Below are 23945 nucleotides of genomic sequence, written 5' to 3'. Positions count from 1 at the left end.
TCCGGGGCAGCCCCTTCAGATGCTCAGGCGCTCGGAGGCGTCCTTACACGTCCTTCGACATGTTCGGGCCTGCGCCGCCTGCCGCCTGCTCGATCGGGGGGACGTCGGGCAGAGCCGACTTCTCCTCGCCGCGGAAGGTGAACTTCTTCTCCTCACCCTCGCCCTCGGTGCCGACGACCACGATGTGGCCCGGGCGCAGCTCACCGAAGAGGATCTTCTCGGAGAGGATGTCCTCGATCTCGCGCTGGATCGTCCGGCGCAGCGGCCGGGCGCCCATCACGGGGTCGTAGCCCTTCTTCGCCAGGAGCGACTTGGCTTCCGAGCTCAGCTCGATGCCCATGTCGCGGTCCTTGAGGCGCTCGTCCACCTTGGCCAGCATGAGGTCGACGATCTGGATGATGTCTTCCTCGGTGAGCTGGTGGAAGACGACCGTGTCGTCGACACGGTTGAGGAACTCGGGGCGGAAGTGCTGCTTGAGCTCTTCGTTGACCTTGTTCTTCATCCGCTCGTAGCCGGTCTTGACGTCGCCCTGGGCGGCGAAGCCCAGGTTGAAGCCCTTGGAGATGTCCCGGGTCCCGAGGTTGGTCGTCATGATGATGACCGTGTTCTTGAAGTCCACGACCCGGCCCTGGGAGTCGGTCAGCCGACCGTCTTCCAGAATCTGGAGCAGGGAATTGAAGATATCGGGGTGGGCCTTCTCGACCTCGTCGAAGAGGACGACGGAGAACGGCTTGCGGCGCACCTTCTCGGTGAGCTGGCCGCCCTCTTCGTAACCCACGTAGCCGGGGGGAGAACCGAAGAGGCGGGAAACCGTGTGCTTCTCGCTGAACTCCGACATGTCGAGGGCGATCAGCGCGTCCTCGTCGCCGAAGAGGAATTCGGCGAGCGTCTTGGAGAGCTCCGTCTTACCGACACCGGACGGACCGGCGAAGATGAACGAGCCACCGGGGCGCTTCGGGTCCTTCAGCCCGGCTCGCGTACGGCGGATCGCCTGCGAGAGGGCCTTGATGGCGTCCTTCTGGCCGATGACGCGCTTGTGGAGCTCGTCCTCCATGCGCAGCAGACGGGAGGACTCCTCCTCCGTCAGCTTGAAGACCGGAATACCGGTCGCGGTGGCAAGGACTTCGGCGATCAGCTCGCCGTCGACCTCGGCCACGACGTCCATGTCGCCGGCCTTCCATTCCTTTTCGCGCTTGGTCTTCGCAGCGAGAAGCTGCTTCTCCTTGTCGCGCAGGGACGCGGCCTTCTCGAAGTCCTGCGAGTCGATCGCGGACTCCTTGTCACGGCGTACGCCGGCGATCTTCTCGTCGAACTCGCGGAGGTCCGGCGGCGCGGTCATCCGCCGGATACGCATCCGGGAACCGGCCTCGTCGATCAGGTCGATCGCCTTGTCCGGCAGGAAGCGGTCCGAGATGTACCGGTCCGCCAGCGTCGCGGCCTGGACCAGCGCCTCGTCCGTGATGGAGACGCGGTGGTGGGCCTCGTAGCGGTCGCGCAGACCCTTGAGGATCTCGATGGTGTGCGGCAGCGACGGCTCCGCGACCTGGATGGGCTGGAAGCGGCGCTCGAGAGCGGCGTCCTTCTCCAGGTGCTTGCGGTACTCGTCGAGCGTTGTGGCACCGATGGTCTGGAGCTCGCCACGGGCCAGCATGGGCTTGAGGATGCTGGCGGCATCGATCGCGCCCTCGGCGGCGCCCGCACCCACCAGGGTGTGGAGCTCGTCGATGAACAGGATGATGTCGCCGCGGGTGCGGATCTCCTTGAGGACCTTCTTCAGGCGCTCCTCGAAGTCACCGCGGTAGCGGGAACCGGCGACCAGCGCGCCGAGGTCGAGGGTGTAGAGGTGCTTGTCCTTGAGGGTCTCGGGCACCTCGCCCTTGACGATGGCCTGCGCCAGTCCTTCGACGACCGCCGTCTTGCCGACGCCGGGCTCGCCGATGAGAACCGGGTTGTTCTTGGTTCGGCGGGACAGCACCTGCATGACCCGCTCGATCTCCTTCTCGCGCCCGATGACCGGGTCGAGCTTGGATTCGCGAGCGGCCTGGGTGAGATTCCTGCCGAACTGGTCGAGCACCAGGGACGTGGAGGGCGTGCCTTCCGCGGGGCCTCCCGCGGTTGCCGCCTCCTTGCCGCCCGAGTAGCCGGAGAGCAGCTGGATGACCTGCTGCCGCACCCGGTTCAGGTCGGCGCCCAGCTTCACGAGGACCTGGGCTGCGACGCCCTCGCCCTCGCGGATCAGGCCGAGCAGGATGTGCTCGGTGCCGATGTAGTTGTGGCCGAGCTGGAGGGCCTCGCGGAGCGACAGCTCCAGGACCTTCTTGGCCCGGGGGGTGAAGGGGATGTGCCCGGACGGGGCCTGCTGGCCCTGGCCGATGATCTCCTCCACCTGCTGGCGGACCGCCTCGAGCGAAATCCCGAGGCTCTCCAGGGCCTTAGCGGCGACACCCTCACCCTCGTGGATAAGGCCCAGGAGGATGTGCTCGGTGCCGATGTAGTTGTGGTTGAGCATCCGGGCTTCTTCCTGAGCCAGGACGACAACCCGCCGCGCGCGGTCGGTGAACCTCTCGAACATCGTTAATCGCTCCTCAGAGCGGTCAGGCAGTAAGGGGTCGGTCCCCTCCCTGTCCTTCCGCAGCTTAGTCCCGCAAGCGGGGACCGCTCATTCCAACTGCCGACACCGTCCTTGGCCTCCTGCCCCGAACGCCGACATCTGCTCCAACCCGATGGTGCGAGACGATGTTCCCGCAGGCCAGGCAGATACCCCTTTCGCCAGTACGCCGATGGCGAACGTGAGATGCCCGAGCCTGCGTGTCGCCCCTCCCCACTAAGGATGTCTTACCCGCAATTACAGACGGTCCATGCGGTGCGCGCCGGTTCCCTCCGCTACGGGCGAACATCTTCGCGCCCCCGAATGTGCCTCTACGCCCCCATCTCGGACACAGTGCGCGCCCGCCCGCATGCTCTGCGTAACTCCGGGGGTGACTCGGCCGTTCCTCCGACATGGCCATCACCGTCCCACCTCCCCGGCCGCCGCTCGCCGACGAGCGGCAGAGCCACGGCGACTGCGCACAGTGGGCGCAGTGGTACGAATGCGAGCTCGGCTGGGCAACGGAGGGCACCACACCGGTGCGGTTGCTGACCGGGCTGCGGTTCGACGTGCTCCAGGTGCCCGCGGTCGCCGGTCACGCGGCATTGCGGCGGGTGGGCCGCACCGGACCGGTGACGCTGTCGGGCGCCCGGATGAACCTGCTGGTGGCCGCCGGAAGCGCCGACGAGCTGCCCGGGCTGCTCGACTGGCTGGAGTGGGGCGGGGTCACCCTCTCACTGACCGCCATCGGTACGGGCGGTCGGATCATTGCGCCGGCGCCGCCCGGTCGGGTGGCGGGCCGGTCGGGGGCCGCCGTATGGCTGCGGCCCCCCGGGCTGCGGCACGAGGGAGAGCCGGAACTCCCGGCCCTCGTCGGCCTCGGGAGCAGGGGTGGGGGTACTCCCGATCTCGTACGGCTCGTGGACGCGGTGGCGACGGAATGCCACCGGGCCCGGTTGATGCGCGCCCGAACGGGGCGGTCGACCGATGAGTCGACAGCTCAGCCGTTGGCCTTCTCGTAAGCCTCACGGATCTCCGCGGGAACACGGCCGCGGTCATTCACATTGTGGCCGTTCTCGCGCGCCCACTTACGGATCTCCGCGGTGTCCTTGTTGCCGCCCGCAACAGCGCGGCCCTTGCCACGGCCGGCCGCCGCGCGGCCACCCGTACGCCGGCCACCCTTGGTGTACGGCTCAAGAAGGCCACGGAGCTTGTCCGCGTTGCTCGTGGTGAGGTCAATCTCGTACGTCTTGCCATCCAGAGCGAACGTGACTGTCTCGTCCGCCTCGCCACCGTCGAGGTCATCGACAAGAAGGACCTGAACCTTCTGTGCCACCGGATTTCCTTTCATCGAAAATGCAGTACGCGGAAAGGAAACCGCTTTTCCCCGGAAAACACAAACCCTCGGGAGAGGTTCAGGATCCCGAGAAGACGGGAAACGTGCGCGATTCGGACATAGAGCTACGGCTTCTTGTGGCGGTCACAGGTGCAGAAGCATCCGGCTGTTGCCCAAGGTGTTCGGCTTCACTCGTTCGAGACCCAGGAACTCTGCTACACCCTCGTCATAGGAACGCAGCAGCTCGCTGTAGACATCTCCGTCGACCGGTGTCTCTCCGATCTCCACGAAGCCGTGCTTCGCGAAGAAGTCGACTTCGAAGGTGAGACAGAAAACCCGCCGCACACCCAGCCAACGGGCGGTCTGCAACAACTTGTCCAGTACTTGATGCCCGACTCCGGCGCCCCTGATGCTGTGATCGACCGCGAGAGTACGGACTTCGGCGAGGTCCTCCCACATCACATGCAGTGCGCCGCAGCCGATCACCCGGGCGTCCTCGTCGCGTTCTGCGATCCAGAACTCCTGGATGTCCTCGTAAAGCGTCACCGTTGCTTTGTCGAGCAGGATGCCTTCACGTACGTACCCGTCGAGGAGACGGCGTACCGATGCCACATCGCTGGTCCTGGCACGGCGGACAGTGATCGCCGCGTTGTTTATGACCGACGGTTCGGTACGGAAATCGGTATGCGGAAGCTCTGAGGACATACCCAGACGCTATCGCCCGGCCTCCGGGCCTGCTTCGTCGGCCGCTTCTCCGGCCGGTTCATCAGTCGGCTCATCGACCACTTCATGGGGCGCTTCGTCCGCTGCTTCGTCGGGCGGCAGCCCGAGGGCCCCGTGCAGGCCGGGCAGAACGATCCGCATGGCGTCCTGCAGGGCCTCGCGCTGCTCGGCGGACATCATGCCGAAGAAGGCGACAAGAGCGGCGGCGGGGTTGTCGCTGTGCGACCAGGCTTCGTTCATCAGTGCGGCCGAGTAGGCGGCGCGGGTGGAGACCGCCGTATATCGATATGCGCGGCCGTCGACTTCCCTGCGCACCCAGCCCTTCTGATGGAGATTGTCCATTACCGTCATGACGGTTGTGTAGGCGATGGAGCGTTCCCGCTGAAGGTCCTCAAGGACTTCCCGCACGGTGACCGGACGGTTCCATTGCCAGACCCGCGTCATCACGGCATCTTCCAGATCTCCCAATTGGCGGGGCACAATGTCACTTTAGTGCCAGATGCCAGGAATCTTCGGTTATTTACGCAGCAAAAGGGCGCACGACTCCTGACAAGTCGTGCGCCCTTCACGTGCTGCGAGGTCGGGGAAGTCAGACACCGTCGGTGTGCTGCGCCTGCCGGGCCGATTCGGCGCGGCTCATCGCCATGTCCACGGCCGCGTCCTCCTTGGCCTTGTTGGGACCACCCTGGCTCTTGATGATCGTCACGACGAGGCCGATGAAGAAGGCGGCCATCACCACGGGGGGCAGGAGCGCGGCTACGTAGTCCATGGCATCCAGAGTAGCGAGGCCGGTACCGGCTTCCGCGCGCCCCCTCCGTCTTGCGGCGAGGCTATCCCGCGGCCCTCTGCTGGGGCGGCGGGACCGGGCGGCGCGGCGGGAAGACCTCCGAGGGCTTTGGCGCCGGGCGCTTGGACGGCGGAGCCGGCCGGGGTGGGGCCGCCGGGGTCTTCGGCCGCTCGGGTTCGCTGTCGGCGGCCCGGCCGCCGGGCAGGGCGAGGAGCCGGCTGCGGGGTACACGGGCGACCGACCGCGCGGCACGTCCGGCGAGGCGGGCCCGTACCGACCGCTCCGCCAGCACCTGACAGCGGTCCAGGAGCGCCGCGGCCGCCGGTCTGTGGCGCAGGGCGCGCAGCGCGGCGAGGTCATCGGGGCAGGGGTCGTATCCGCCCGCCAGGGCGTCCTGGAGCAGCTCCAGATAGCCACTGAGGGAGCCGGGGAGGGCGTTGCGGTAGCGGACGAGGTCGGCGAGGAGGAACGCGCGCAGCCGTCCCGCCTCGCCGACCGCCTCGTCCACGGCACCCGCCAACCGCAGGCAGTCCTGGACATCCTCGTCGGGCAGGGGCGTGGGGTGAAGGGCGATGGCGAGGGCGCGTCGGAGCACACGCAGCTCGTCCGCGCTGAACGCCATACCGCCGCGTGATCCGTAGGGCGTGGGCATGACGCGACAATACGTGCTAAATGGACAAAATCGGCTTAACTGGCATTCGGTGGCGCGGCGGGGCCCGCCCCCGCCGAACCGATACCGCAGCTACCGCTCCGTATCCCTACATCCGGGACACGTTCCGCTCGTACACCAGACGCAGACCGATGAGGGTGAGCCAGGGCTCGTGCTCGTCGATGACGGAGGACTCGCCCAGCACCATCGGCGCAAGGCCGCCCGTCGCGATGACGGTGACGTCGTCGGGGTCGGCCGCCAGCTCCTTCTTCATCCGTGCGACGACCCCCTCGACCTGGCCCGCGAAGCCGTAGATGATGCCCGACTGCATCGCCTCAACGGTGTTCTTGCCGATCACGCTGCGCGGCCGGGCCAGCTCGATCTTGCGGAGCTGGGCGCCCTTGACGCCCAGTGCATCGACCGAGATCTCGATGCCGGGGGCGATGACACCGCCGGTGTACTCGCCGCGGGCGGAGACCGCGTCGAAAGTGGTGGCCGTGCCGAAGTCGACGACGATCGCCGGACCGCCGTACAGGTCGACGGCGGCCACCGCGTTGATGATGCGGTCCGCGCCGACCTCCTTCGGGTTGTCCATCAGGATCGGCACCCCGGTCTTGATGCCCGGCTCGACGAGGACCGCGGGGACGTCGCCGTAGTAGCGGCGGGTCACCTCGCGCAGCTCGTGCAGGACGGCCGGGACCGTGGAGCAGATCGCGATGCCCTCGATGCCGTCGCCCAGCTCCTCGCCGAGCAGCGGGTGCATGCCCATCAGGCCCTGGAGCAGGACCGCGAGCTCGTCCGCGGTGCGGCGGGCGTCGGTGGAGATCCGCCAGTGCTCGACGATCTCCTCGCCGTCGAACAGGCCGAGGACGGTGTGGGTGTTGCCGACGTCGATAGTGAGCAGCATCAGACGTCGGCCCCGTCGGTGTCGCGGAAGTCCAGGCCGATGTCGAGGATCGGCGAGGAGTGGGTGAGCGCACCGACCGCCAGGTAGTCGACGCCCGCTTCCGCGTAGGCGCGTGCGTTGTCCAGGGAGAGCCGGCCGGAGGACTCCAGGACCGCGCGGCCGCCGACCAGGGCGACTGCCTCGGCCGTCTGCAGCGGCGTGAAGTTGTCCAGCAGGATCAGGTCGGCGCCCGCGTCGAGGACTTCGCGGACCTGCTGCAGGGTGTCGACCTCGACCTCGATCGGTACGTCCGGGAACTCGTCGCGTACCCGCTTGAAGGCCTCGGCCACGCCGCCCGCCGCGACGACGTGGTTGTCCTTGACCAGCGCCGCGTCCGACAGCGACATGCGGTGGTTGACGCCGCCGCCGCAGCGCACCGCGTACTTCTCCATGGCGCGCAGGCCCGGGGTGGTCTTGCGGGTGTCGCGGACCTTGGCCTTCGTGCCTTCGAGCGCATCGGCCCAGGCACGGGTGGCGGTCGCGATGCCGGAGAGCCTGCACAGCAGGTTGAGTGCGCTGCGCTCGCCGGTGAGCAGGTCGCGGGTGCGGGTGGTGACGGTCAGCAGCTTCTGGCCGGGGGCGACGCGGTCGCCGTCCTCGACATGGCGCTCGACGGCGAACTCGTCCGTACAGACGATGGACAGGACGGCCTCGGCGACGCGGAGACCGGCCACGACGCCCGCCTCACGGGCGGTGAAGTCTCCGGTGGCCACCGCGTCCTCGGAAACGGTCGCGACGGTGGTGACGTCGACACCGCCGTCGAGGTCCTCCTCGATGGCGACGTGCGCGATGTCCTCGACCTGGACCGGGTCCAGGCCCGCGTCGGCGAGGAGCTGGGCGAGGTCGGGGTCGAGGCCGCATTCCAGGAGGCCCGGCTCGTAGAACTCGTCCCCGCCGCAGCCGCAGCCGTCCCCGCAACCGCCCGCGGACGGTGCGGGCGCGCCGATCTGGATCAGCGGTACGTCCACGGGTGCGGGGCGCGGATTCTCTTCGGGCGTGCTCACGGTTACGGCTCCTCGGTGACGTCGGCGGGGTGAATCAGTGGTGCTGCTGCGCAGTCTGGTGCCTGCGTCGGGTGTACGGGCCCGAATGCCTCGGTCTCCGTCCGGCGGAGGACCGGTTGACACTCCGGGGTGAGCCGGACGACGAGGTGGCGGCGCCAGTTCTCGTCGTCGCGCTCGGGCCGGTCCTCGCGCCAGTGGCAGCCGCGGGTCTCCTCGCGCCGACGGGCGGCGGCGACCAGGACGCGCGAGACGAGGAGCAGGTTGGTGGCCTCCCACGCCTCGACGCCGGGCACCGCGGCCTTGGGCTCGGCGGCCCCGGCTGCCCCGGCGGCGTTGGTGTGCAGGGCCTCCAGCTCCTCGGCGGCGGCGGCCAGGCTCTCGGCGGAGCGAAGGACTCCGGCGCCCCGGGTCATGATCCGCTGGATCGTGCCGCGTGCCTCGGGGGCGAGCAGCGGCAAGGGGGCGGGGGAGGTGCGGGCGGTCGCGGGGCCGGCGCTGGGACGGTCCTCGACGATGTCCGCCGCGATGCGCTCGGCGAAGACGAGGCCCTCCAGGAGGGAGTTGGACGCCAGCCGGTTCGCGCCGTGCACGCCGGTGCAGGCGACCTCACCGCAGGCGTACAGACCAGGCACGGTCGTACGTCCCCGCAGGTCGGTGCGGATGCCGCCGGAGGCGTAGTGCGCGGCGGGGGCGACCGGGACAGGTTCGGTGATCGGGTCGATGCCGTTGGCGCGGCAGGCCGCCAGGATGGTGGGGAAGCGCTGTTCCCACATCTCGGCGCCGAAGTGGCGGGCATCGAGATACATGTGCTCGGTGCCGTGCAGCTCCATCTGGCGTGTGATGGCCTTGGCGACGATGTCGCGCGGGGCCAGTTCGGCCAGTTCGTGCTGCCCGGCCATGAAGCGCGTACCGGACGCGTCGACGAGATGGGCGCCCTCGCCCCGTACCGCCTCCGACACCAGGGGCTGCTGCCCCTCGGAGCCGGCGCCGAGGAAGAGGACCGTCGGGTGGAACTGGACGAATTCGAGGTCGGAGACCTCCGCACCGGCCCGCAGCGCCAGGGCCACGCCGTCGCCGGTGGAGACCGCCGGGTTGGTGGTGGCGGAGAAGACCTGGCCCATGCCGCCGGTGGCGAGGACCACCGCGGGGGCGTGTACCGCACCGACGCCGTCGTGCTGGCCCTCGCCCATGACGTGCAGGGTGACGCCCGCGGTACGGCCTTCGGCATCGGTCAGGAGATCCAGGACCAAGGCGTTCTCGACGGTGTACAGGGCGGCTTCGCGGACCGCTTCGACCAGGGCGCGGGAGATCTCGGCGCCCGTCGCGTCACCGCCCGCGTGGGCGATACGGCGGCGGTGGTGGCCGCCCTCGCGGGTCAGCGCGATGTCGCCGCTGTCCGTGGTGTCGAAGTGGGCGCCGGTCTCGATCAGCCGGCGTACGGCGTCGGGGCCCTCGGTGACCAGGGTCCGTACCGCGGCCTCGTCGCACAGGCCCGCGCCCGCGACCAGGGTGTCGTCCAGATGCTGCTCGGGGGTGTCGCCGTCACCGATGGCAGCCGCGATGCCGCCCTGCGCCCAGCGGGTGGAGCCGTCGTCGAGGCGGGCCTTGGTGACGACGACGGTGGCAAGGCCCGCGGCCGCGCAGCGCAGCGCGGTGGTGAGACCGGCCACGCCGGAGCCGACCACCACGACGTCGGCGTCGATGGACCAGCCGGGGGCGGGGGCGGTCAGCCGTATTCCGGTCACGTGGTGGCTCCGAAGGTCAGCAGGATGTTGTCGATGAGGCGGGTCTTGCCGACCTTCGCGGCGATGGCGAGGAGCGCGTCACCGGTGGTGCGGTCGTCGGGGATCTCGGTGAAGTCCGCCGGGTCCACGAGCGCGAGGTAGTCCAGGGCGAGCGGCGGCTGTTCGGCGGCCGCGTCGTCGAGGATCAATTGCGCCGCGGCGCGTACCGCCGCGGGTCCGTCCACGGGACGGGCCAGCGCCACCGCCTGGGTGTCGGCGGCCGCGCGGGCCTCGCCGAGCGCGGTGAGCGCGGCGGCCCTGCCGGTGGTCGCCGCGGTGGTCTGCGCGCGGGCGTGCAGCGCCTGCTGGGCGGCGAGCCTGTCCCGTGCGGCGAACAGGGCCCGGGAGAGGGCGAGGGCGGTGTGCCGTTCCTCGGCGTCCAGGAAGCGGTTGCGGCTGGAGAGCGCGAGGCCGTCCGGTTCGCGGACCGTCTCCACGCCGACGATCTCCACGGGGAAGTTCAGATCGCGCACCATGCGGCGGATCAGCGCCAGCTGCTGGGCGTCCTTCTGCCCGTAGAACGCGACGTCGGGGCGGGTGAGGTGCAGGAGCTTGGCGACGACGGTGAGCATCCCGTCGAAGTGCCCGGGGCGCGAGGCCCCTTCGAGCCGCTCGCCCATGGAGCCGGCCGAGATCCGGACCTGCGGTTCGCCGCCGGGGTAGACCTCGTCGACGGACGGTGCGAAGACCGCGTCCGCCCCGGCGGCGCCGGCCACGGCGAGGTCGGCGTCGAGGGTACGGGGGTAGCGCTCCAGGTCGGCGGCCTCGCCGAACTGGAGCGGGTTGACGAAGACCGTGACGACGACCTGGCCGTCCGGGCCCGCGGCCGCGCGGGCGGTACGGATCAGGGTGGCGTGGCCCTCGTGCAGGGCGCCCATGGTCATGACGACGGCCCGCTGCCCCTTGAGGGGGGCGAACGCGGCGAGTTCGGCGGCCGTACGGAGAAGGGTGGCCGCAGGGGAGGTGCCGGGCGGGGCTGCGGGGTAGGTGCCGGGCGTGTGGGTGGTGGCGGGCATACCGCTCCTGCCGGTTCTGCTTGTCATCGGGGCTCCTGTGATCCGGTGCCGCCCGTGGTGCCGGCGCCGTCGGCCAGGACTCCGAGCAGGTCCTCGGCCAGTTCCGGCTTGAGCATGCCGTGGGCGAGTGCGCGGTCGGCGGTGGCGCGGGCCATCGCGACATAGCCGGCCACGGCCTGCGGAGCGTGCCGGCGCAGCTCGCCGATGTGCGCGGCGACCGTACCCGCGTCGCCGCGGGCCACCGGGCCGGTCAGCGCGGCGTCGCCGGAGCGCAGGGCGTTGTCGAGCGCGGCCCCGAGGAGGGGGCCGAGCATCCGGTCGGGGGCGGCGACCCCGGCCGTACGCAACAGTTCCATCGACTGGGCGACCAGGGTGACCAGGTGGTTCGCGCCGAGGGCGAGCGCCGCGTGGTAGAGCGGGCGGGACTCCTCCGCGATCCATTCGGGCTCGCCGCCCATCTCGATGACCAGCGCCTCGGCCGCGAGCCTCAGCTCCTCGGGGGCGGTCACGCCGAAGGAGCAGCCGGCCAGCCGCTGGACGTCGACGGAGGTGCCGGTGAACGTCATCGCCGGGTGCAGGGCGAGCGGCAGGGCGCCGGCCCGCAGAGCCGGGTCGAGCACCTTCGTCCCGTACCGCCCCGACGTGTGGACGATCAGCTGTCCCGGCCGCACCGCGCCGGTCTCGGCGAGGCCCTCGACCAGGCCGGGCAGGGCGTCGTCGGGGACGGTCAGCAGCACCAGCTCTGCGCGCGCGAGGACCTCGGCGGGCGGCATGAGCGGTACGTCGGGGAGCAGGGCGGCAGCCCTGCGCACGGACGCGTCGGAGACGCCCGACACGGCTACCGGCCGGTGTCCGGCGAGTTGCAGGGACGCGGCGAGAGCGGGGCCGACGCGGCCCGCGCCCACGACGCCGACCGTGAGGCGGGCAGGGCGGTCCCTCGCGTCGAGGGGCTCCTTGGGGGTTGTTGCGTTCACGCGGCTGTGGCCTTCCGTTCCAGTCCGCAGGGGGTACCGGACGATTTCTCTGCATGCTACGCCAGCGTTTCGTCCGGCTTCCCGGCTGTCCACAGCCTGTGGGAAAAGTATGGGCGGGGGCCGCCCCGGGCCCCCGCCCATACTGTTTTCCGCCCTCAGTCGCCGGGCGGGCCGGCATCGCCGGGCCGTGCGAACCATTTGCGGCGGTAGTGGTCACGGATGGCCCGCAGCACGGACCAGTCGTGCCGGCCCGGCGGTGGCGGCGGCGGTTCCCCGTGCTGAGCTGCGCGATGGCTGTCGATCATGTGCTGCTGAATGGCGTCCATGGCCTCAGCGTGGGCCGGTCCCGGCTCGTGGGGCCCGTCGATTGACGACCATCGTCAAATGGAGCGTGACCTTCCGCGCTCACCCCGCACCATGGACGGGTGAGCGTGCACATCGACATCGCGGGGCTGACGCCCGAGCACATCGTTTTCGAGTCCTCCCCCCTCGCCGAGCTGGGGCTGGCCCTGCATGCCCTCTCCGAGCCGGGACACCATCCGGGCCTGCACGGCTGGGCGACGGCGACCGCCAGCGCACTGGAGCCCGATCTCGCCGACCGGCTGCACGAGGCCGAGTTCCTGTGGCGCAACACGTTCTCGGACGTCTTCCTGCCGTTCGCCGGGGTCCGTGGCGGCAACGGCAGGACGGGGGCGGACCTCACCGAGGACCTGGACATCCTCGACCGGCTGGACGACGAGCGGTTCGTCTCCGCCGCCCTGGAGTTCACCTGCTCCAGGCTGTACGGGATGGGCGCTCCCTCCCCGCTCCGCAACGCGACGATGCGCGCCCGCGCCCTGGACCTGGCGGCAACGCGCGGCCCCCAGCAGGTGGAGTTCACCAAGCAGCTGCTGGCCGACCCCGCCTCCGTACGCCGCTGGATCCGGCGCCTCTTCGAGGACTGCGAGCAGGCGTTCTTCGCTGACACCTGGCGGCGGGTGCAGGTCCAGCTGATCGCCGACGCCCGGCACAAGACGGATCTGCTGCGGCGCAAGGGGCTCGGCGAGGCGATACAAGCGGTGTCCACGGCGCTGTCGCTCGACGAGGCCGCGACCCGGATCAGCGTCGACAAGCTGATCGAGGGCCGGACCAGCGCGGCCGACCCGGCCTCCGGCCCCGGGCTCACCCTCGTCCCGTCCGCCTTCGGCTGGCCGCACCTGAGTGTGCTGCACGCGCCGGGCTGGCGCCCGGTGATCCACTACCCGGTGCACCACCCCGAGCTGCCCTCCCCCGCCTCCGTGGAGCTGCTCCAGCTACGGATGGAGGCGCTGGCCCACCCGATGCGGATGCGTCTGTGCCGTCACCTCGCCCGTTCCGCGTACACGACCGGTGAACTCGCCGATTCCCACAGCGTCACGGCCCCCGAGGTCTCCCGGCATCTCGCGGTGCTGAAGAAGGCAGGCCTGGTCACCACCCGGCGGCGCGGCCGGTACGTGCTGCACCAGCTGGATCTGACCGTGGTGGCGCGGCTGGGCAGCGACTTCCTGGAGGGCATCCTGCGCTGAGCTTGGCGGGTGACCCGAGGTTGAACGTCAAGCCGAGAGCCTGTCGGGTGACCTCAGACGGAGCGGATGTGCTTGGTTCCCGTCCGGGTACGCCGCACCCGGTGGCGCAGCACGCTGTCCCGGTCCGGCAGCACGGTCAGCCCGCCCCGCCTCCGCCGGCCCTGACCAGCCCCGTCTCGTACGCGAGGACGACGACCTGCACGCGGTCGCGCAGGCTCAGCTTGGTGAGGATGCGGCCCACGTGCGTCTTCACGGTCGCCTCGGAGAGCACGAGGCGGGCCGCGATCTCGCCGTTCGACAGCCCCTGCGCGACCAGCAGCATCACTTCGCGTTCGCGTTCGGTGAGCTTGCCGATGCCGTTGTGCTGCGGTTCGCTGCTGCCGCTCGGCAGCGACTGCGAGAACCGGTCGAGCAGCCGGCGGGTGGTGGACGGGGCGACGACGGCGTCGCCGCTGTGCACGGAGCGGATGGCGGCGAGCAGTTCGGCGGGCGGCACATCCTTGAGCATGAAGCCGCTGGCCCCGGCCCTCAGCCCGGAGAAGGCGTACTCGTCGAGGTCGAACGTGGTCAGGATGAGCACCTTGGGCGCGTCCGGCTGCGCACAGATGCGACGGGTGGCCTCGACGCCGTCCAGCCTCGGCATCCGGACATCCATCAGCACCACATCGACGGCGGTGGAGCGCAGGATCCCGATCGCCTCCGCGCCGTCGCCGGCCTCGGCCACGACCTCCATGTCCGGCTGAGCGGCGAGCACCATCCGGAAGCCGGTGCGCAGCAGCACCTGGTCGTCGACGAGCATCACGCGGATCGCCATGAGGTGTCCTGTCTCCTGTCTGTCCTGCAAGGTCCTGCAAAAATCCGAAGATCTAGCGCCCCGGCTTGAGCGGCAGCAGGACGCTGATCCGGAACCCGCCGCCGGGCCGCGGCCCGGCGTCCAGCGTGCCGCCGACCATGCCGACCCGTTCGCGCATGCCGATCATTCCGTGGCCCGCGCCGTCGGCGCCGCCGTCCTCGTACAGCTCGTGCGCCGCACCCCGCCCGTCGTCCTCGACCAGCAGCCCGAGCCCGTCGTCGAAGTAGACCAGCCGCACACTGGCCCCGGCGTCCGGGCCGCCGTGCTTGCGGGTGTTGGTCAGGGCCTCCTGCACAATGCGGTACGCGGTCAGCTCGACCCCGCTGGGCAGTGGACGCGGGGTGCCCTCGACCTTGAAGTCCACCGCCAGGCCGGTCTGCCTGACCTGCTCGACGAGGTCCTCGATCTGCTCGACGTCGGGCTGCGGGACGTACTCCCCGCTCTCCTTCGTGTCACCGGTCCGCAGCACCCCGAGCAGCCGCCGCATCTCGGCGAGGGCCTGCCTGCCGGTGCTGGAGATGGTCTCCAGGGCCTGCCGGGCCTGGTCGGGGGCCGCGTCCATGACGTATGCCGCACCGTCGGCCTGCACCACCATCACCGAGACGTTGTGCGCGACGACATCGTGGAGTTCGCGGGCGATACGGGCCCGCTCGGCGGCCACCGCGACCTTCGACTGCGCCTCGCGCTCCCGCTCCAGCCGGGCCGCGCGTTCCTCCAGCTGGCTGAAGTAGGCGCGCCGGGTCCGCATCGAGTCGCCGAGCACCCAGGCGAGCACGAACGGCACGGTCATCACCACGACGACGAAGACCTGCTGGGGCCAGCTGCCATCCGGTCCGTTCTGCGGCCAGCGCAACTGGGAGAGACCGGCCGCGCTCAGGCTGCAGACCAGTGCGAGCCGGGACGCCCAGCGCTCCCCGACGGTGGCCACGGTGAAGGTGATCACCAGCATGGCGAAGTTCGCGACGCCCGGTCCGACGCCGAACACGAGTTGCGCGACGCCCAGCGCCACGGCGAGCAGCAGCATCTTCTCGGGTGCCCGTCGGCGCAGTGCGACGACGAGGCAGAGGCCGATGACGATCGGCGCTGTGGCGATGCGCTCCGTGCTGCTCGAGCCGACCTGGCCGGCCACCAACGACACGCCGGAGAGCCCGAGGAGGAAGACAGCCCAGAAGCCGTCGACGCCCGTCGGGTGTCTGCGGATGAAGTCGTAGAGGCGCTGCACGTAACCCAGCGTAGGGACAGGTGGTGGGTGCGTGGGTCAGCCGAAGGGCCGATCCAGTCGCTGGGACCGTACTCCCCAGGGTGGAGACTTGGAAACGTGATGGACGAGTGGCGTGGGTGGCAGGAGGCGGCACAGACCGCTTTGTACGGAGACGGGGGGTTCTACCGGAGTCCCGAAGGACCGGCGGGCCACTTCCGTACCTCCGTCCACGCATCCCCGCTGTTCGCCTCCGCCGTCGCCCGGCTGCTGGTCGCAACGGCACGGGAGCTGGGCACCGGCTCGGTCGACCTGGTGGACCTGGGGGCGGGGCGGGGCGAACTGCTGGCAGGGGTACTGGCGGCGCTGCCGGCCGTGGACGCCGACGGTCTCGCCGTACGGGCGTACGCCGTGGAGATCGCCGCCCGCCCGGCCGGTCTGGACCCCGGGATCGAGTGGTGTGCCGAACCGCCGCCGGGGACGCACGGCCTGCTGTTCGCCAACGAGTGGCTGGACAACGTCCCGACCGACGTCGCCGAGACCGACGCGAACGGCGTCGACCGGTATGTCCTCGTCCGGACGGCGGACGGTACGGAACGGCTGGGCGAGCCGGTGACCGGGGCCGACGCCGAGTGGCTGCGCCGCTGGTGGCCGTCGGCCGGACCGGGCAGCCGTGCGGAGATCGGCCGCCCGCGCGACGAGGCCTGGGCGCGGGCGGTGTCCACGCTGTCCGGTGGGCTCGCGGTGGCGGTGGACTACGCCCATGTACGGGAGGCACGGCCCCCCTTCGGCACCCTGACCGGCTTCCGGTCCGGCCGCGAGGTGCGGCCGGTGCCGGACGGCAGCTGCGACCTCACCTCACACGTGGCGCTGGACGCGTGCGCGGCGGCGGTGGACGCCGGGGCCGACGCGCCGCCCGAGGTGCTGACGCAGCGTGAGGCGCTGCGCCGCCTCGGCATCAGCGGCGAGCGCCCACCACTGACCCTGGCGTCGACCGACCCGGCCGGATACGTACGGGCCCTCGCTTCGGCGGGCGAGGCAGCGGAGCTCACGGCCCGGGGCGGCCTGGGCGACTTCGGCTGGCTGATACAACGGCGGGGCTCAGTAACCAGCCCCGCCGTTGATTGAGGCGCGGGGGCCGGGGCGGAGCCCAGGGCGCTCAGGGAATACTGGCCGTATGACGGAGACGACAGTCGGCATCGGCGGCGCAGCGGAGAGCACCGACATGGTGCTCAACATCGGCCCCCAGCACCCCTCCACCCACGGCGTGCTCCGTCTGCGCATCGTCCTCGACGGCGAACGCATCCAGCACGCCGAACCGGTCATCGGCTACATGCACCGCGGCGCGGAGAAGCTGTTCGAGGCCCGTGACTACCGGCAGATCGTGATGCTCGCCAACCGCCACGACTGGCTGTCGGCGTTCTCCAACGAGCTGGGCGTCGTCATGGCCGTCGAGCGCATGCTCGGCATGGAGGTCCCGGAGCGCGCGGTCTGGACGCGCACCCTGCTGGCCGAGCTGAACCGGGTCCTGAACCATCTGATGTTCCTCGGTTCGTACCCGCTCGAACTCGGCGGGATCACCCCGGTGTTCTACGCGTTCCGCGAGCGCGAGGAGCTCCAGGCCGTGATGGAGGAGGTCTCCGGCGGCCGGATGCACTACATGTTCAACCGGGTCGGCGGCCTCAAGGAGGACCTCCCCGCGGGCTGGCTCGGCCGCGCCCGGGACACCGTCGCCTCGGTCCGGTCCCGGATGGACGTGTACGACGACCTGGTGCTCGGCAACGAGATCTTCCGGGGCCGTACGCGCGGTGTGGGTGTGCTGTCCGCCGGGACCGTGCACGCCTACGGGGTGTCCGGGCCGATCGCCCGCGCCTCGGGCGTCGACTTCGACCTGCGGCGCGACGAGCCGTATCTCGCGTACGGGGAGCTCCAGGACACCCTCGAGGTCGTCACCCGCACCGAGGGCGACTGCCTGGCGCGCTTCGAGTGCCTGTTGGAGCAGACCCACAACTCCCTGGATCTGGCGGACGCCTGCCTGGACCGGATGGCCGGCCTGGCGCCCGGCCCGATCAACCAGCGGCTGCCCAAGGTGCTGAAGGCTCCGGAGGGCCACACCTACGCCTGGACCGAGAACCCGCTCGGCATCAACGGCTACTACCTGGTGTCCAAGGGCGAGAAGACCCCCTACCGGCTGAAGCTCCGCTCCGCCTCGTACAACAACATCCAGGCGCTCACCGAGCTGCTGCCGGGCACGCTGGTCGCCGACATGGTGGCGATCCTGGGCTCGCTCTTCTTCGTCGTCGGCGACATCGACAAGTAGGACCGGCCGCCCAGCGCCTGCGCGCCTACGAGATCGCGCTGCGCAGCTCCACCACGTCCAGCTGCTCGGTCTCGTCGTGCGCGGTCAGGTCGACGACCTTGCCGACGGCCCGGTTCTCGGCCGTGCCCGTGCGGTGCGCGGCCAGCGCCTCCTCGCCCACCACATCCGCGAGGTCCTCGTTCTGCACGGACTCGATCGCGGCGTGCGTCTTGTGCGTACCGAAGAAGTCGAAACTGCCCTGGGGCACCGGATGACGGCGGGACGCCGTGTACGGAGCGACGGCGCCGGCGGCCGGCGCGGTGCGCGCCGCGGGCGGCCGGGTCGCGGGAAGGGCGGTCGGCGGGCGGAGGTGCTGTGCCCCGGACGCGTCCGCGGCCGCCGCGTGCTTCCCCTGCCGCTCCTCCGTCTCCCGGGCCCGCTCCGCGAGATCCCGCTTCCTGGCCTGCTCGGCGGTACGGCGCGCCTCCTGGAGTGCCCCGTTGCGCGAGAGGTCCTCCAGCGCCTGAGCGGCACGCAGATAGGCGGACGGTGTCGGTGTGCTGCGTGCGGCGGGCAGCTCCCGGGGCACGGCGGCTTCGCGCTCGAGCTGCCTGCGGCCCTCCAGCGCGCTGGCCCGTCCGGTCTCGGCGTTGGCGTACCGCCGCAGCAGCGCCGCATGCTCCCCGCGCAGACCGGCGAGCTCCACACGCTTGCGGCGCAGCTTCGTCTCCAGCTGTACGCGCAGCTCCCGCGACTCCTCCAGGTCGGCCTCCAGTTCGGCCGTGCGCTCCTCGGCACGCAATGCGTCGCCGGCGCGGGCACGCGTCAGCTCCGCGACCCGACGGCCCGCTTCCCGGTCCCAGCTGCGCATCAGATACGCGCCGGTCACGGCAGCGGCCGCCGCGGCGGCCACCAGACCGCGCAGGACCAGGGGATCGGCGAGCAGCCAGGCGCCCGCGGCACTGAGGATCGAGACTCCGACGACGGCCGAAGGCGGAAGGATTCTGTGCAGAGGTGGCGAATGGCGATGACGTCCGCGTGGCATGGCCTGAAATTTACCGTGTGTACGGGCCGATTGGGGGGCCGCCCACCAATCTGTTCCCGGCCGGTTACCTGGCGGCCCCCCGATACCCCCAATCCTTACTTCTTGATGAGGCCCTTTGACTGCAGATAGTCCTTGGCCACATCGGCGGGCTTTGCCCGCTCGGCGTCGACCTTGCGGTTCAGTTCCGCCAGATCCTCGGTGGTGAGGGTCTTGGTGATCTTGCTGAGTGCGTCGGCAATGTCCTGGGATCCCGCGTCCTTGGCATTGACGACCGGCAGAACGTTGTCCGCGTTCTGGAGCTTCTTGTCGTCCTCCAGGAACACCAGGCCGTAACTGTCCAGCACCGCGTCCGTGGTGGTGGTGAGGACCAGCTGATCCTTGCCGTCCTTGACGGCCTGCTTGGACTGTGGCGTACCGAATCCCTTGGGGTCGATACCGGTGACATTGACGCCGTACGTCGTCTTCAGGCCCGGTGCGCAGAACGGCCGCACCTCGCACTCGTCGCCCGCCGCGATCTTCACTTCGATCTTCGACCTGCCGAGATCCGAAAGAGTCCTGAGCTTGTTCTCGGCGGCGAATTGCTTGGTCACCGCGAAGGCGTTCTGGTCGACCGCCTCGCCTGCCGGGAGCACCTTCAGTCCACGCGGGGTGGCGAGCTTCTCCAGCGCCGCGACCGTGGCGGCCGCGTCACCGGAAGCGACCGGCTTCTTCCCGGCCTCCTTCGCCCCGTTCACCTTGGCATTGAGGAATTCGGCGAGTGTCGCGGCATATTCGGGGACGACGTCGATCTCGCCCTTCTCCAGAGACGGTTCGTACAGTTCCCGGTTGGCCACCGTGGTGACCGAAGTGCTGTATCCGGCGTCGCCCAGGATCTGTGCGTACAGCTCCGCGAGCACCTTGGACTCGGTGAAGGAGGCCGCGCCGACAACGAGCGACCCCTTCTTGCCGGAGCCGTCGCCGGAGGATGCCGAGCCCCCCTTGCCCTTCTCCAGGCTGTCGCCACCGCAGGCGGCGAGCGAGCCGGCCAGCGCGGCCATGGCGACGACCGCGCCCGCTATTCGCAAGGTCTTGCTCATGAGTTGTTCTCCGTCCACAGCAACAGGGTCTGTTCGAGATGGGATCCGGATCGAGGGGTGCGATGGCGTGCGCCCGGCGGGCGGTCGCGCCGCACCGTCATGCCGTCCTGCGGCGGCGCAGCGGTGACAGCATCCGGTCCAGGCCCACCAGCACCGCCTCCACCAGCAGGGCGAGCACGGCGACCAGCAGCGCCCCCGCGACCACCTGCGGCGTGTTGTACGTGTTGAATCCGGCGGTGATGATCCGTCCGAGACCGCCCTGGCCGGCCATCGCGGCGATCGTCGCCGTGGCGACCACCTGGACCGCGGCCGAGCGCAGCCCGGTCATGATCATCGGGTAGGCCAGCGGGAGTTCGACCCGTATGAAGAGCTGGCGCCGGGACATTCCCATGCCCCGCGCCGCCTCGGCCACCGACCGGTCGACCTCCGTCATTCCGACATAGGCGTTGGTGAGCAGTGGCGGCACGGCGAACAGCACCAGCGCGGTGATCGTCGGCACATATCCGGCGTTGCGCAGCGGCGAGACCATGAAGAGGGCCAGCACCGCGAAGACCGGGATCGCCCGCCCCGCATTGGAGATGTTGACGGCTAGCGCGCCCCCCTTCCCGATGTGCCCGAGGTACAGCGCGATCGGCAGGGCTATGGCGCAGGCCAGGGCGAGCGCGACGCCGCTGACGTACAGATGCTCACCGAGCCGGTGGGCCACCCCGCTCTCCCCCGACCAGTTGGCGCCGGTGGTGAGCCAGGTCCAGGCCTCGCCGAGAACTCCCATGGTTCAGACCGCCTTTGCCGTGGCACCCGCGACCGCACCCGCGTGAGCGGTGCGTATTCGGGTCCAGGGGGTCAGCAGCCGCTGGAGGCCCAGCAGCAGCAGATCCGCAACGACAGCGAGCAGTACGCACAGGACCGAGGCGGTGAGCACCTGGGCCTTGAAGAGGCTGGGCAGAGCGTCCCCTATGAGGTTGCCGAGGCCGCCCCTGCCGATGATCGATCCGACCGTCGTCAGCGCGATGGTCGAGACCGTCGCGATCCGCAAACCGGCCATCACCGCGGGCATGGCAAGGGGGAGTTCGACCTCCCACAGCAGCCGGACCGGCCCGTACCCCATTCCCTTCGCGGCTTCCTTCGCCTCCTGCGGAACCGCTTCGAGGCCCGCCAGGATGTTCCGTACGAGAACGGTCAGCGAATACAGCACCAGGCCGGTGACGACCAGCGCCGCGGAAAGTCCGAACAGCGGAAGCAACAGCGAGAACATGGCGAGCGAAGGCACGGTGTAGAGCACCGTCGTCAGCCCGAGGACCGGTCCGGCGAAGCGGCGGCCGCGACGGGCGAGCAGCGCAAGCGGAAACGCCACCAGGAGTCCGATCAGCACCGAGACCGCGGTGATCCAGATGTGCTGGACCGTCGCGTCGGTCAACTCCTGACTGCGGGAACGGAGATACTCCCCGCAGATCCAGTCGTTCGTCACCATGCAGTTCTCTGCGGCAGCCATCCGTCCCCCCTCCGATTACCGCCTCGTACCGATGTTCCAGTGACCCTATCCTCGACCACTGACAATCGCCGAGGCCGGTGTATTCCAGCAACATGTCCTTCACAGAACACGCGCGACAATGGGGAACCATGATCCGTTTCGAGCATGTCAGCAAGCGGTACGCGGACGGCACCATCGCCGTCGACGACCTTTCCTTCGAGGTCGCCGAGGGTGAACTGGTCACGCTCGTCGGACCATCGGGCTGCGGCAAGACGACCACCATGAAGATGGTGAACCGGTTGATCGAACCGACCGAGGGCCGGATATTCCTCGACGGGGACGACATATCCGCCATCGACCCCGTCCGGCTGCGCCGCCGTATCGGCTATGTGATCCAGCAGGTGGGGCTCTTCCCGCACCGTACAGTCCTCGAAAACACCGCGACCGTTCCTCACCTCCTCGGCTGGAAACGAGGAAAGGGCCGTGAGCGCGCGGCGGAACTCCTCGACCTTGTCGGACTTGATCCTTCCGTTTATGGCGACCGCTATCCGGAACAGCTCTCCGGCGGTCAGCGTCAACGCGTGGGCGTAGCAAGGGCGCTGGCCGCGGATCCGCCGGTGCTGCTGATGGACGAACCCTTCGGCGCCGTCGACCCGGTCGTGCGGGAACGACTGCAGAACGAATTCCTGAAACTCCAGGCGCAGGTCCGTAAAACCGTCCTGTTCGTCACGCACGACATCGAGGAAGCGGTCCGGCTCGGTGACCGCATCGCCGTCTACGGACAGGGCTCCATCGAGCAGTTCGACTCCCCGGCGACCGTGCTCGGCGCCCCCTCCACCCCCTATGTCGCGGACTTCGTCGGCGCCGACCGCGGCCTGAAAAGGCTCTCCGTGACCCCCATAGAAGAGGGCGACCTCGACCAGCCGCCGGTCGTCCACCTCGACGACTCCCTGGAGAGGGCGACCGAGCGGCTGCGGGCCGAAGGGGCGCGCTGGGCCGTCGTGCTGGACGGCGAGGACAATCTGCACGGCTGGATCCCGGCGGACGGCTCCACCACCGGGACCGAGGACACGGTGCGCGCCCACGCCCGCAGGATGGAGGCGTGGCTGCCCGTCGGCGCCCCGCTCAAGCAGGCGTTCGCCACCATGCTCCAGCACGACGCGGGCTGGATCGCCGTCATCGACAAGGAGAGCAACGGCCGTTTCCTCGGCGTGCTCACCCCGGCCCGGCTCCATGAGGCGTTGCGCCGCTCGATCGACGCGGACGCCCAGGACGTCCCGCGTGCCGATGTGGCCGTCGAGACGGTGGGGAGCCTCACCAAGACAGCCGCACGGTGAACAGGGAGACGGGAGCCGGGGTGCGGGCCGGGGACCGGGCCCGGCTCGGACCGGCCGGCACATGGGGAGTTGGCCTCAGTTCTCGCTGAGCCGGCTGCTCATCCAGTCCAGCGCCGAAGGGATCTCCCGCCGCCAGGTGTTGAAGTTGTGCCCGCCGCTGTCGAGCACGATCGACGAGACCTGGGCGGGCGGCTTCACCTTGGCTATGAACTTCCGCGTCGTGCGGTAGTTCCCCTCGCCGCGCTTGGAGGTCGTGACGAGGAAGGACGAGTCGGGCTGCGGCAGATTGTCCAGGCTCCACATCAGATCGGCGCGGTTGCGCGCGCCCTGGTCACCGTGGAAGAGGTCGCCGGTCGTCGGATCCTCGGCCGCCTTGTAGTACGCGGAGAGCCCGGCGCTCGCGGCGAACCGGTCCGGATGGTGGAGCCCGATCTTCAGCGCACAGTATCCGCCGGTCGAATTGCCCATTATGCCCCAGTTGCGGGCCAACATGCCGACCCGGTAAGCATCCGAGACCGCCCGCGGCAGATCCTCGGCGAAGAACGTCTCGGTCTGCGGTCCGCCCTCTATGTCCACGCACTCGGTGTCCCGCGGCGGCGCCACCGTCGGCCGCAGCATGACCAGGATCATCGGCTGCGCCCGGCCGGCCTTCACCCGTTCGCGCGCCGTACGCGGGTACTGAAGACCCTTCAGAAGGTTCTCCGTGGTACCCGGGTAGCCGGTGAGGACGACGACCGCAGGGAACTTCCGGCGGGCGAACGCCGGCTGGAAGTACTCCGGCGGCAGATACACATACGCCGAACTCTCGATCTTCGACTTCCGCCCCGCGATCACGACCTTGTCTATCCGGCCGCCCGTCGTGGGCCGCAGACCGTCCGGCCCCTCAGGCCTCTGCACCCCGACCCGCACGATGTTCTTGGATGCCGGCGTTCCGTCCGCGTGGTCCGTGACCACGCCCAGATCCTGCTTCTGACCGAAGAGATCGGCCCAGGAGCCGTAGAAGAGGAACGAGTTGTTGGCCACAAGACCGACGGAGACGAAGACCATCACCTGAGTCGCCAGCAGCAGGCCGACCCTGCCGAACACCGCGGACACGCTGCGCCGGGCCAACCGCGGCCAGAGCCAGACCGTGGCGGCGAAGAACACCACGGCCACCACGACGGCAAGGGCCAGAATCGTCTTGCTGGTAAGACCCATGGGGGGTGTGAGCTTTCTTGTCGGGAGATTTCCGGCCGACGGGTGAACCCTGGCCCCGGAAGCCTCGTCCTACAGATCGCACATCGTCCGGAGGGCCTCGGCCGAAGGACTCAAGAATC

General features: G+C 69.9%; 24 protein-coding genes. 5 read left to right on the top strand and 19 right to left on the bottom strand.

The genetic code is table 11. From position 1 onward, the window contains the following. Positions 1 to 43: 43 nt before the first annotated feature. On the bottom strand, positions 44 to 2572 hold the full coding sequence (locus ACH4EW_RS08415; protein WP_093894034.1) for an ATP-dependent Clp protease ATP-binding subunit: 2529 nt from the start codon (positions 2570 to 2572) through the stop codon (positions 44 to 46). A 428-nt stretch (positions 2573 to 3000) separates the two neighbouring features. On the opposite strand from ACH4EW_RS08415, the gene ACH4EW_RS08410 reads away from it, so the two are divergent. Next, complete coding sequence (locus tag ACH4EW_RS08410; protein ID WP_398253186.1) at positions 3001 to 3609, top strand: SCO3374 family protein; 609 nt, start codon at positions 3001 to 3003, stop codon at positions 3607 to 3609. Here the strand turns inward: ACH4EW_RS08410 and ACH4EW_RS08405 are convergent. The 11 genes from ACH4EW_RS08405 to ACH4EW_RS08355 form a co-directional block, all read right to left on the bottom strand. Next, complete coding sequence (locus ACH4EW_RS08405) at positions 3588 to 3923, bottom strand: Lsr2 family protein (protein WP_362193591.1); 336 nt, start codon at positions 3921 to 3923, stop codon at positions 3588 to 3590. The two genes, ACH4EW_RS08410 and ACH4EW_RS08405, sit on opposite strands and share 22 nt — an antisense overlap. 144 nt (positions 3924 to 4067) lie before the next feature. After that, positions 4068 to 4535, bottom strand: a complete 468-nt coding sequence (locus ACH4EW_RS08400) for an amino-acid N-acetyltransferase (protein WP_398253369.1) — start codon at positions 4533 to 4535, stop codon at positions 4068 to 4070. A 102-nt stretch (positions 4536 to 4637) separates the two neighbouring features. Continuing rightward, complete coding sequence (locus ACH4EW_RS08395) at positions 4638 to 5126, bottom strand: BlaI/MecI/CopY family transcriptional regulator (RefSeq protein ID WP_398253183.1); 489 nt, start codon at positions 5124 to 5126, stop codon at positions 4638 to 4640. Between the two features lie 109 nt (positions 5127 to 5235). Next, positions 5236 to 5415, bottom strand: a complete 180-nt coding sequence (locus ACH4EW_RS08390; protein WP_398253180.1) for a hypothetical protein — start codon at positions 5413 to 5415, stop codon at positions 5236 to 5238. Positions 5416 to 5476: 61 nt separating this feature from the next. Beyond that, entirely contained in the window at positions 5477 to 6055 is a 579-nt protein-coding gene (locus tag ACH4EW_RS08385) for a hypothetical protein (RefSeq protein ID WP_398253367.1), read from the bottom strand. Positions 6056 to 6191: 136 nt separating this feature from the next. Next, a complete protein-coding gene (locus ACH4EW_RS08380) occupies positions 6192 to 6989 on the bottom strand; it encodes a type III pantothenate kinase (protein WP_398253178.1) in 798 nt (265 codons plus the stop codon). After that, positions 6989 to 8032, bottom strand: coding sequence for a carboxylating nicotinate-nucleotide diphosphorylase (gene nadC / locus ACH4EW_RS08375; RefSeq protein ID WP_398253175.1), 1044 nt, complete (start codon positions 8030 to 8032; stop codon positions 6989 to 6991). The genes ACH4EW_RS08380 and nadC overlap by 1 nt, the downstream gene beginning before the upstream one ends. A gap of 2 nt (positions 8033 to 8034) precedes the next feature. Continuing rightward, positions 8035 to 9777, bottom strand: coding sequence for an L-aspartate oxidase (locus tag ACH4EW_RS08370; protein WP_398253172.1), 1743 nt, complete (start codon positions 9775 to 9777; stop codon positions 8035 to 8037). Then, entirely contained in the window at positions 9774 to 10832 is a 1059-nt protein-coding gene (gene panC, locus ACH4EW_RS08365) for a pantoate--beta-alanine ligase (RefSeq protein ID WP_398253364.1), read from the bottom strand. Before panC ends, ACH4EW_RS08370 begins: the two co-directional genes overlap by 4 nt. Positions 10833 to 10855: 23 nt before the next feature. Beyond that, positions 10856 to 11806, bottom strand: a complete 951-nt coding sequence (locus ACH4EW_RS08360; RefSeq protein ID WP_398253169.1) for a Rossmann-like and DUF2520 domain-containing protein — start codon at positions 11804 to 11806, stop codon at positions 10856 to 10858. A 155-nt stretch (positions 11807 to 11961) separates the two neighbouring features. Next, entirely contained in the window at positions 11962 to 12132 is a 171-nt protein-coding gene (locus ACH4EW_RS08355; RefSeq protein WP_398253166.1) for a hypothetical protein, read from the bottom strand. A 105-nt stretch (positions 12133 to 12237) separates the two neighbouring features. Between ACH4EW_RS08355 and ACH4EW_RS08350 the strand changes: the two genes are divergently transcribed. Then, positions 12238 to 13350 carry a DUF5937 family protein gene (locus ACH4EW_RS08350; RefSeq protein ID WP_398253361.1) on the top strand — a complete coding sequence of 371 codons (1113 nt, stop codon included), beginning with the start codon at positions 12238 to 12240 and terminating at the stop codon, positions 13348 to 13350. A gap of 136 nt (positions 13351 to 13486) precedes the next feature. Here the strand turns inward: ACH4EW_RS08350 and ACH4EW_RS08345 are convergent, their stop codons facing one another. Both ACH4EW_RS08345 and ACH4EW_RS08340 read right to left on the bottom strand, forming a co-directional pair. After that, a complete protein-coding gene (locus ACH4EW_RS08345; RefSeq protein WP_398253163.1) occupies positions 13487 to 14164 on the bottom strand; it encodes a response regulator in 678 nt (225 codons plus the stop codon). 52 nt (positions 14165 to 14216) lie between these two features. After that, positions 14217 to 15425: a sensor histidine kinase gene (locus ACH4EW_RS08340; RefSeq protein ID WP_398253160.1), complete on the bottom strand. Its 1209-nt coding sequence runs from the start codon at positions 15423 to 15425 to the stop codon at positions 14217 to 14219. Between the two features lie 96 nt (positions 15426 to 15521). On the opposite strand from ACH4EW_RS08340, the gene ACH4EW_RS08335 reads away from it, so the two are divergent. Then, complete coding sequence (locus ACH4EW_RS08335) at positions 15522 to 16529, top strand: SAM-dependent methyltransferase (protein WP_398253157.1); 1008 nt, start codon at positions 15522 to 15524, stop codon at positions 16527 to 16529. Positions 16530 to 16578: 49 nt separating this feature from the next. After that, the gene (locus tag ACH4EW_RS08330) at positions 16579 to 17721 is read left to right on the top strand and encodes an NADH-quinone oxidoreductase subunit D (RefSeq protein WP_398253154.1); all 1143 of its coding nucleotides are present in this window, start codon (positions 16579 to 16581) and stop codon (positions 17719 to 17721) included. A gap of 25 nt (positions 17722 to 17746) precedes the next feature. On the opposite strand, the gene ACH4EW_RS08325 is transcribed toward ACH4EW_RS08330, so the two are convergent. The 4 genes from ACH4EW_RS08325 to ACH4EW_RS08310 form a co-directional block, all read right to left on the bottom strand. Then, positions 17747 to 18745, bottom strand: coding sequence for a hypothetical protein (locus tag ACH4EW_RS08325; protein WP_398253152.1), 999 nt, complete (start codon positions 18743 to 18745; stop codon positions 17747 to 17749). Positions 18746 to 18840: 95 nt separating this feature from the next. Next, positions 18841 to 19821 carry an ABC transporter substrate-binding protein gene (locus tag ACH4EW_RS08320; protein ID WP_398253149.1) on the bottom strand — a complete coding sequence of 327 codons (981 nt, stop codon included), beginning with the start codon at positions 19819 to 19821 and terminating at the stop codon, positions 18841 to 18843. Positions 19822 to 19918: 97 nt separating this feature from the next. After that, a complete protein-coding gene (locus tag ACH4EW_RS08315; RefSeq protein WP_398253146.1) occupies positions 19919 to 20593 on the bottom strand; it encodes an ABC transporter permease in 675 nt (224 codons plus the stop codon). A 3-nt stretch (positions 20594 to 20596) separates the two neighbouring features. Then, entirely contained in the window at positions 20597 to 21313 is a 717-nt protein-coding gene (locus ACH4EW_RS08310) for an ABC transporter permease (RefSeq protein ID WP_398253143.1), read from the bottom strand. Between the two features lie 128 nt (positions 21314 to 21441). On the opposite strand from ACH4EW_RS08310, the gene ACH4EW_RS08305 reads away from it, so the two are divergent. After that, positions 21442 to 22629 carry an ABC transporter ATP-binding protein gene (locus ACH4EW_RS08305; protein ID WP_398253140.1) on the top strand — a complete coding sequence of 396 codons (1188 nt, stop codon included), beginning with the start codon at positions 21442 to 21444 and terminating at the stop codon, positions 22627 to 22629. A gap of 75 nt (positions 22630 to 22704) precedes the next feature. On the opposite strand, the gene ACH4EW_RS08300 is transcribed toward ACH4EW_RS08305, so the two are convergent. Continuing rightward, positions 22705 to 23826 (bottom strand): alpha/beta hydrolase, encoded by a 1122-nt coding sequence (locus ACH4EW_RS08300; RefSeq protein ID WP_398253137.1) that lies wholly within the window; start codon positions 23824 to 23826, stop codon positions 22705 to 22707. Positions 23827 to 23945: the final 119 nt, after the last annotated feature.

The organism is Streptomyces sp. NPDC018000 (assembly GCF_044328025.1).
Lineage (GTDB): Bacteria > Actinomycetota > Actinomycetes > Streptomycetales > Streptomycetaceae > Streptomyces.
This window is presented reverse-complemented; position numbering and strand designations above follow the sequence as displayed.

Coding starts and splice junctions, on each gene's coding strand:
- ACH4EW_RS08345 (WP_398253163.1), bottom strand. CDS start 14,164: ATGGCGATCCGCGTGATGCTCGTCGACGACCAGGTGCTGCTGCGCACC.
- ACH4EW_RS08390 (WP_398253180.1), bottom strand. CDS start 5,415: ATGGACTACGTAGCCGCGCTCCTGCCCCCCGTGGTGATGGCCGCCTTC.
- ACH4EW_RS08320 (WP_398253149.1), bottom strand. CDS start 19,821: ATGAGCAAGACCTTGCGAATAGCGGGCGCGGTCGTCGCCATGGCCGCG.
- ACH4EW_RS08415 (WP_093894034.1), bottom strand. CDS start 2,572: ATGTTCGAGAGGTTCACCGACCGCGCGCGGCGGGTTGTCGTCCTGGCT.
- panC (WP_398253364.1), bottom strand. CDS start 10,832: ATGCCCGCCACCACCCACACGCCCGGCACCTACCCCGCAGCCCCGCCC.
- ACH4EW_RS08305 (WP_398253140.1), top strand. CDS start 21,442: ATGATCCGTTTCGAGCATGTCAGCAAGCGGTACGCGGACGGCACCATC.
- ACH4EW_RS08310 (WP_398253143.1), bottom strand. CDS start 21,313: ATGGCTGCCGCAGAGAACTGCATGGTGACGAACGACTGGATCTGCGGG.
- ACH4EW_RS08325 (WP_398253152.1), bottom strand. CDS start 18,745: ATGCCACGCGGACGTCATCGCCATTCGCCACCTCTGCACAGAATCCTT.
- ACH4EW_RS08410 (WP_398253186.1), top strand. CDS start 3,001: ATGGCCATCACCGTCCCACCTCCCCGGCCGCCGCTCGCCGACGAGCGG.
- ACH4EW_RS08385 (WP_398253367.1), bottom strand. CDS start 6,055: ATGGCGTTCAGCGCGGACGAGCTGCGTGTGCTCCGACGCGCCCTCGCC.
- ACH4EW_RS08355 (WP_398253166.1), bottom strand. CDS start 12,132: ATGGACGCCATTCAGCAGCACATGATCGACAGCCATCGCGCAGCTCAG.
- ACH4EW_RS08315 (WP_398253146.1), bottom strand. CDS start 20,593: ATGGGAGTTCTCGGCGAGGCCTGGACCTGGCTCACCACCGGCGCCAAC.
- ACH4EW_RS08330 (WP_398253154.1), top strand. CDS start 16,579: ATGACGGAGACGACAGTCGGCATCGGCGGCGCAGCGGAGAGCACCGAC.
- ACH4EW_RS08380 (WP_398253178.1), bottom strand. CDS start 6,989: ATGCTGCTCACTATCGACGTCGGCAACACCCACACCGTCCTCGGCCTG.
- ACH4EW_RS08300 (WP_398253137.1), bottom strand. CDS start 23,826: ATGGGTCTTACCAGCAAGACGATTCTGGCCCTTGCCGTCGTGGTGGCC.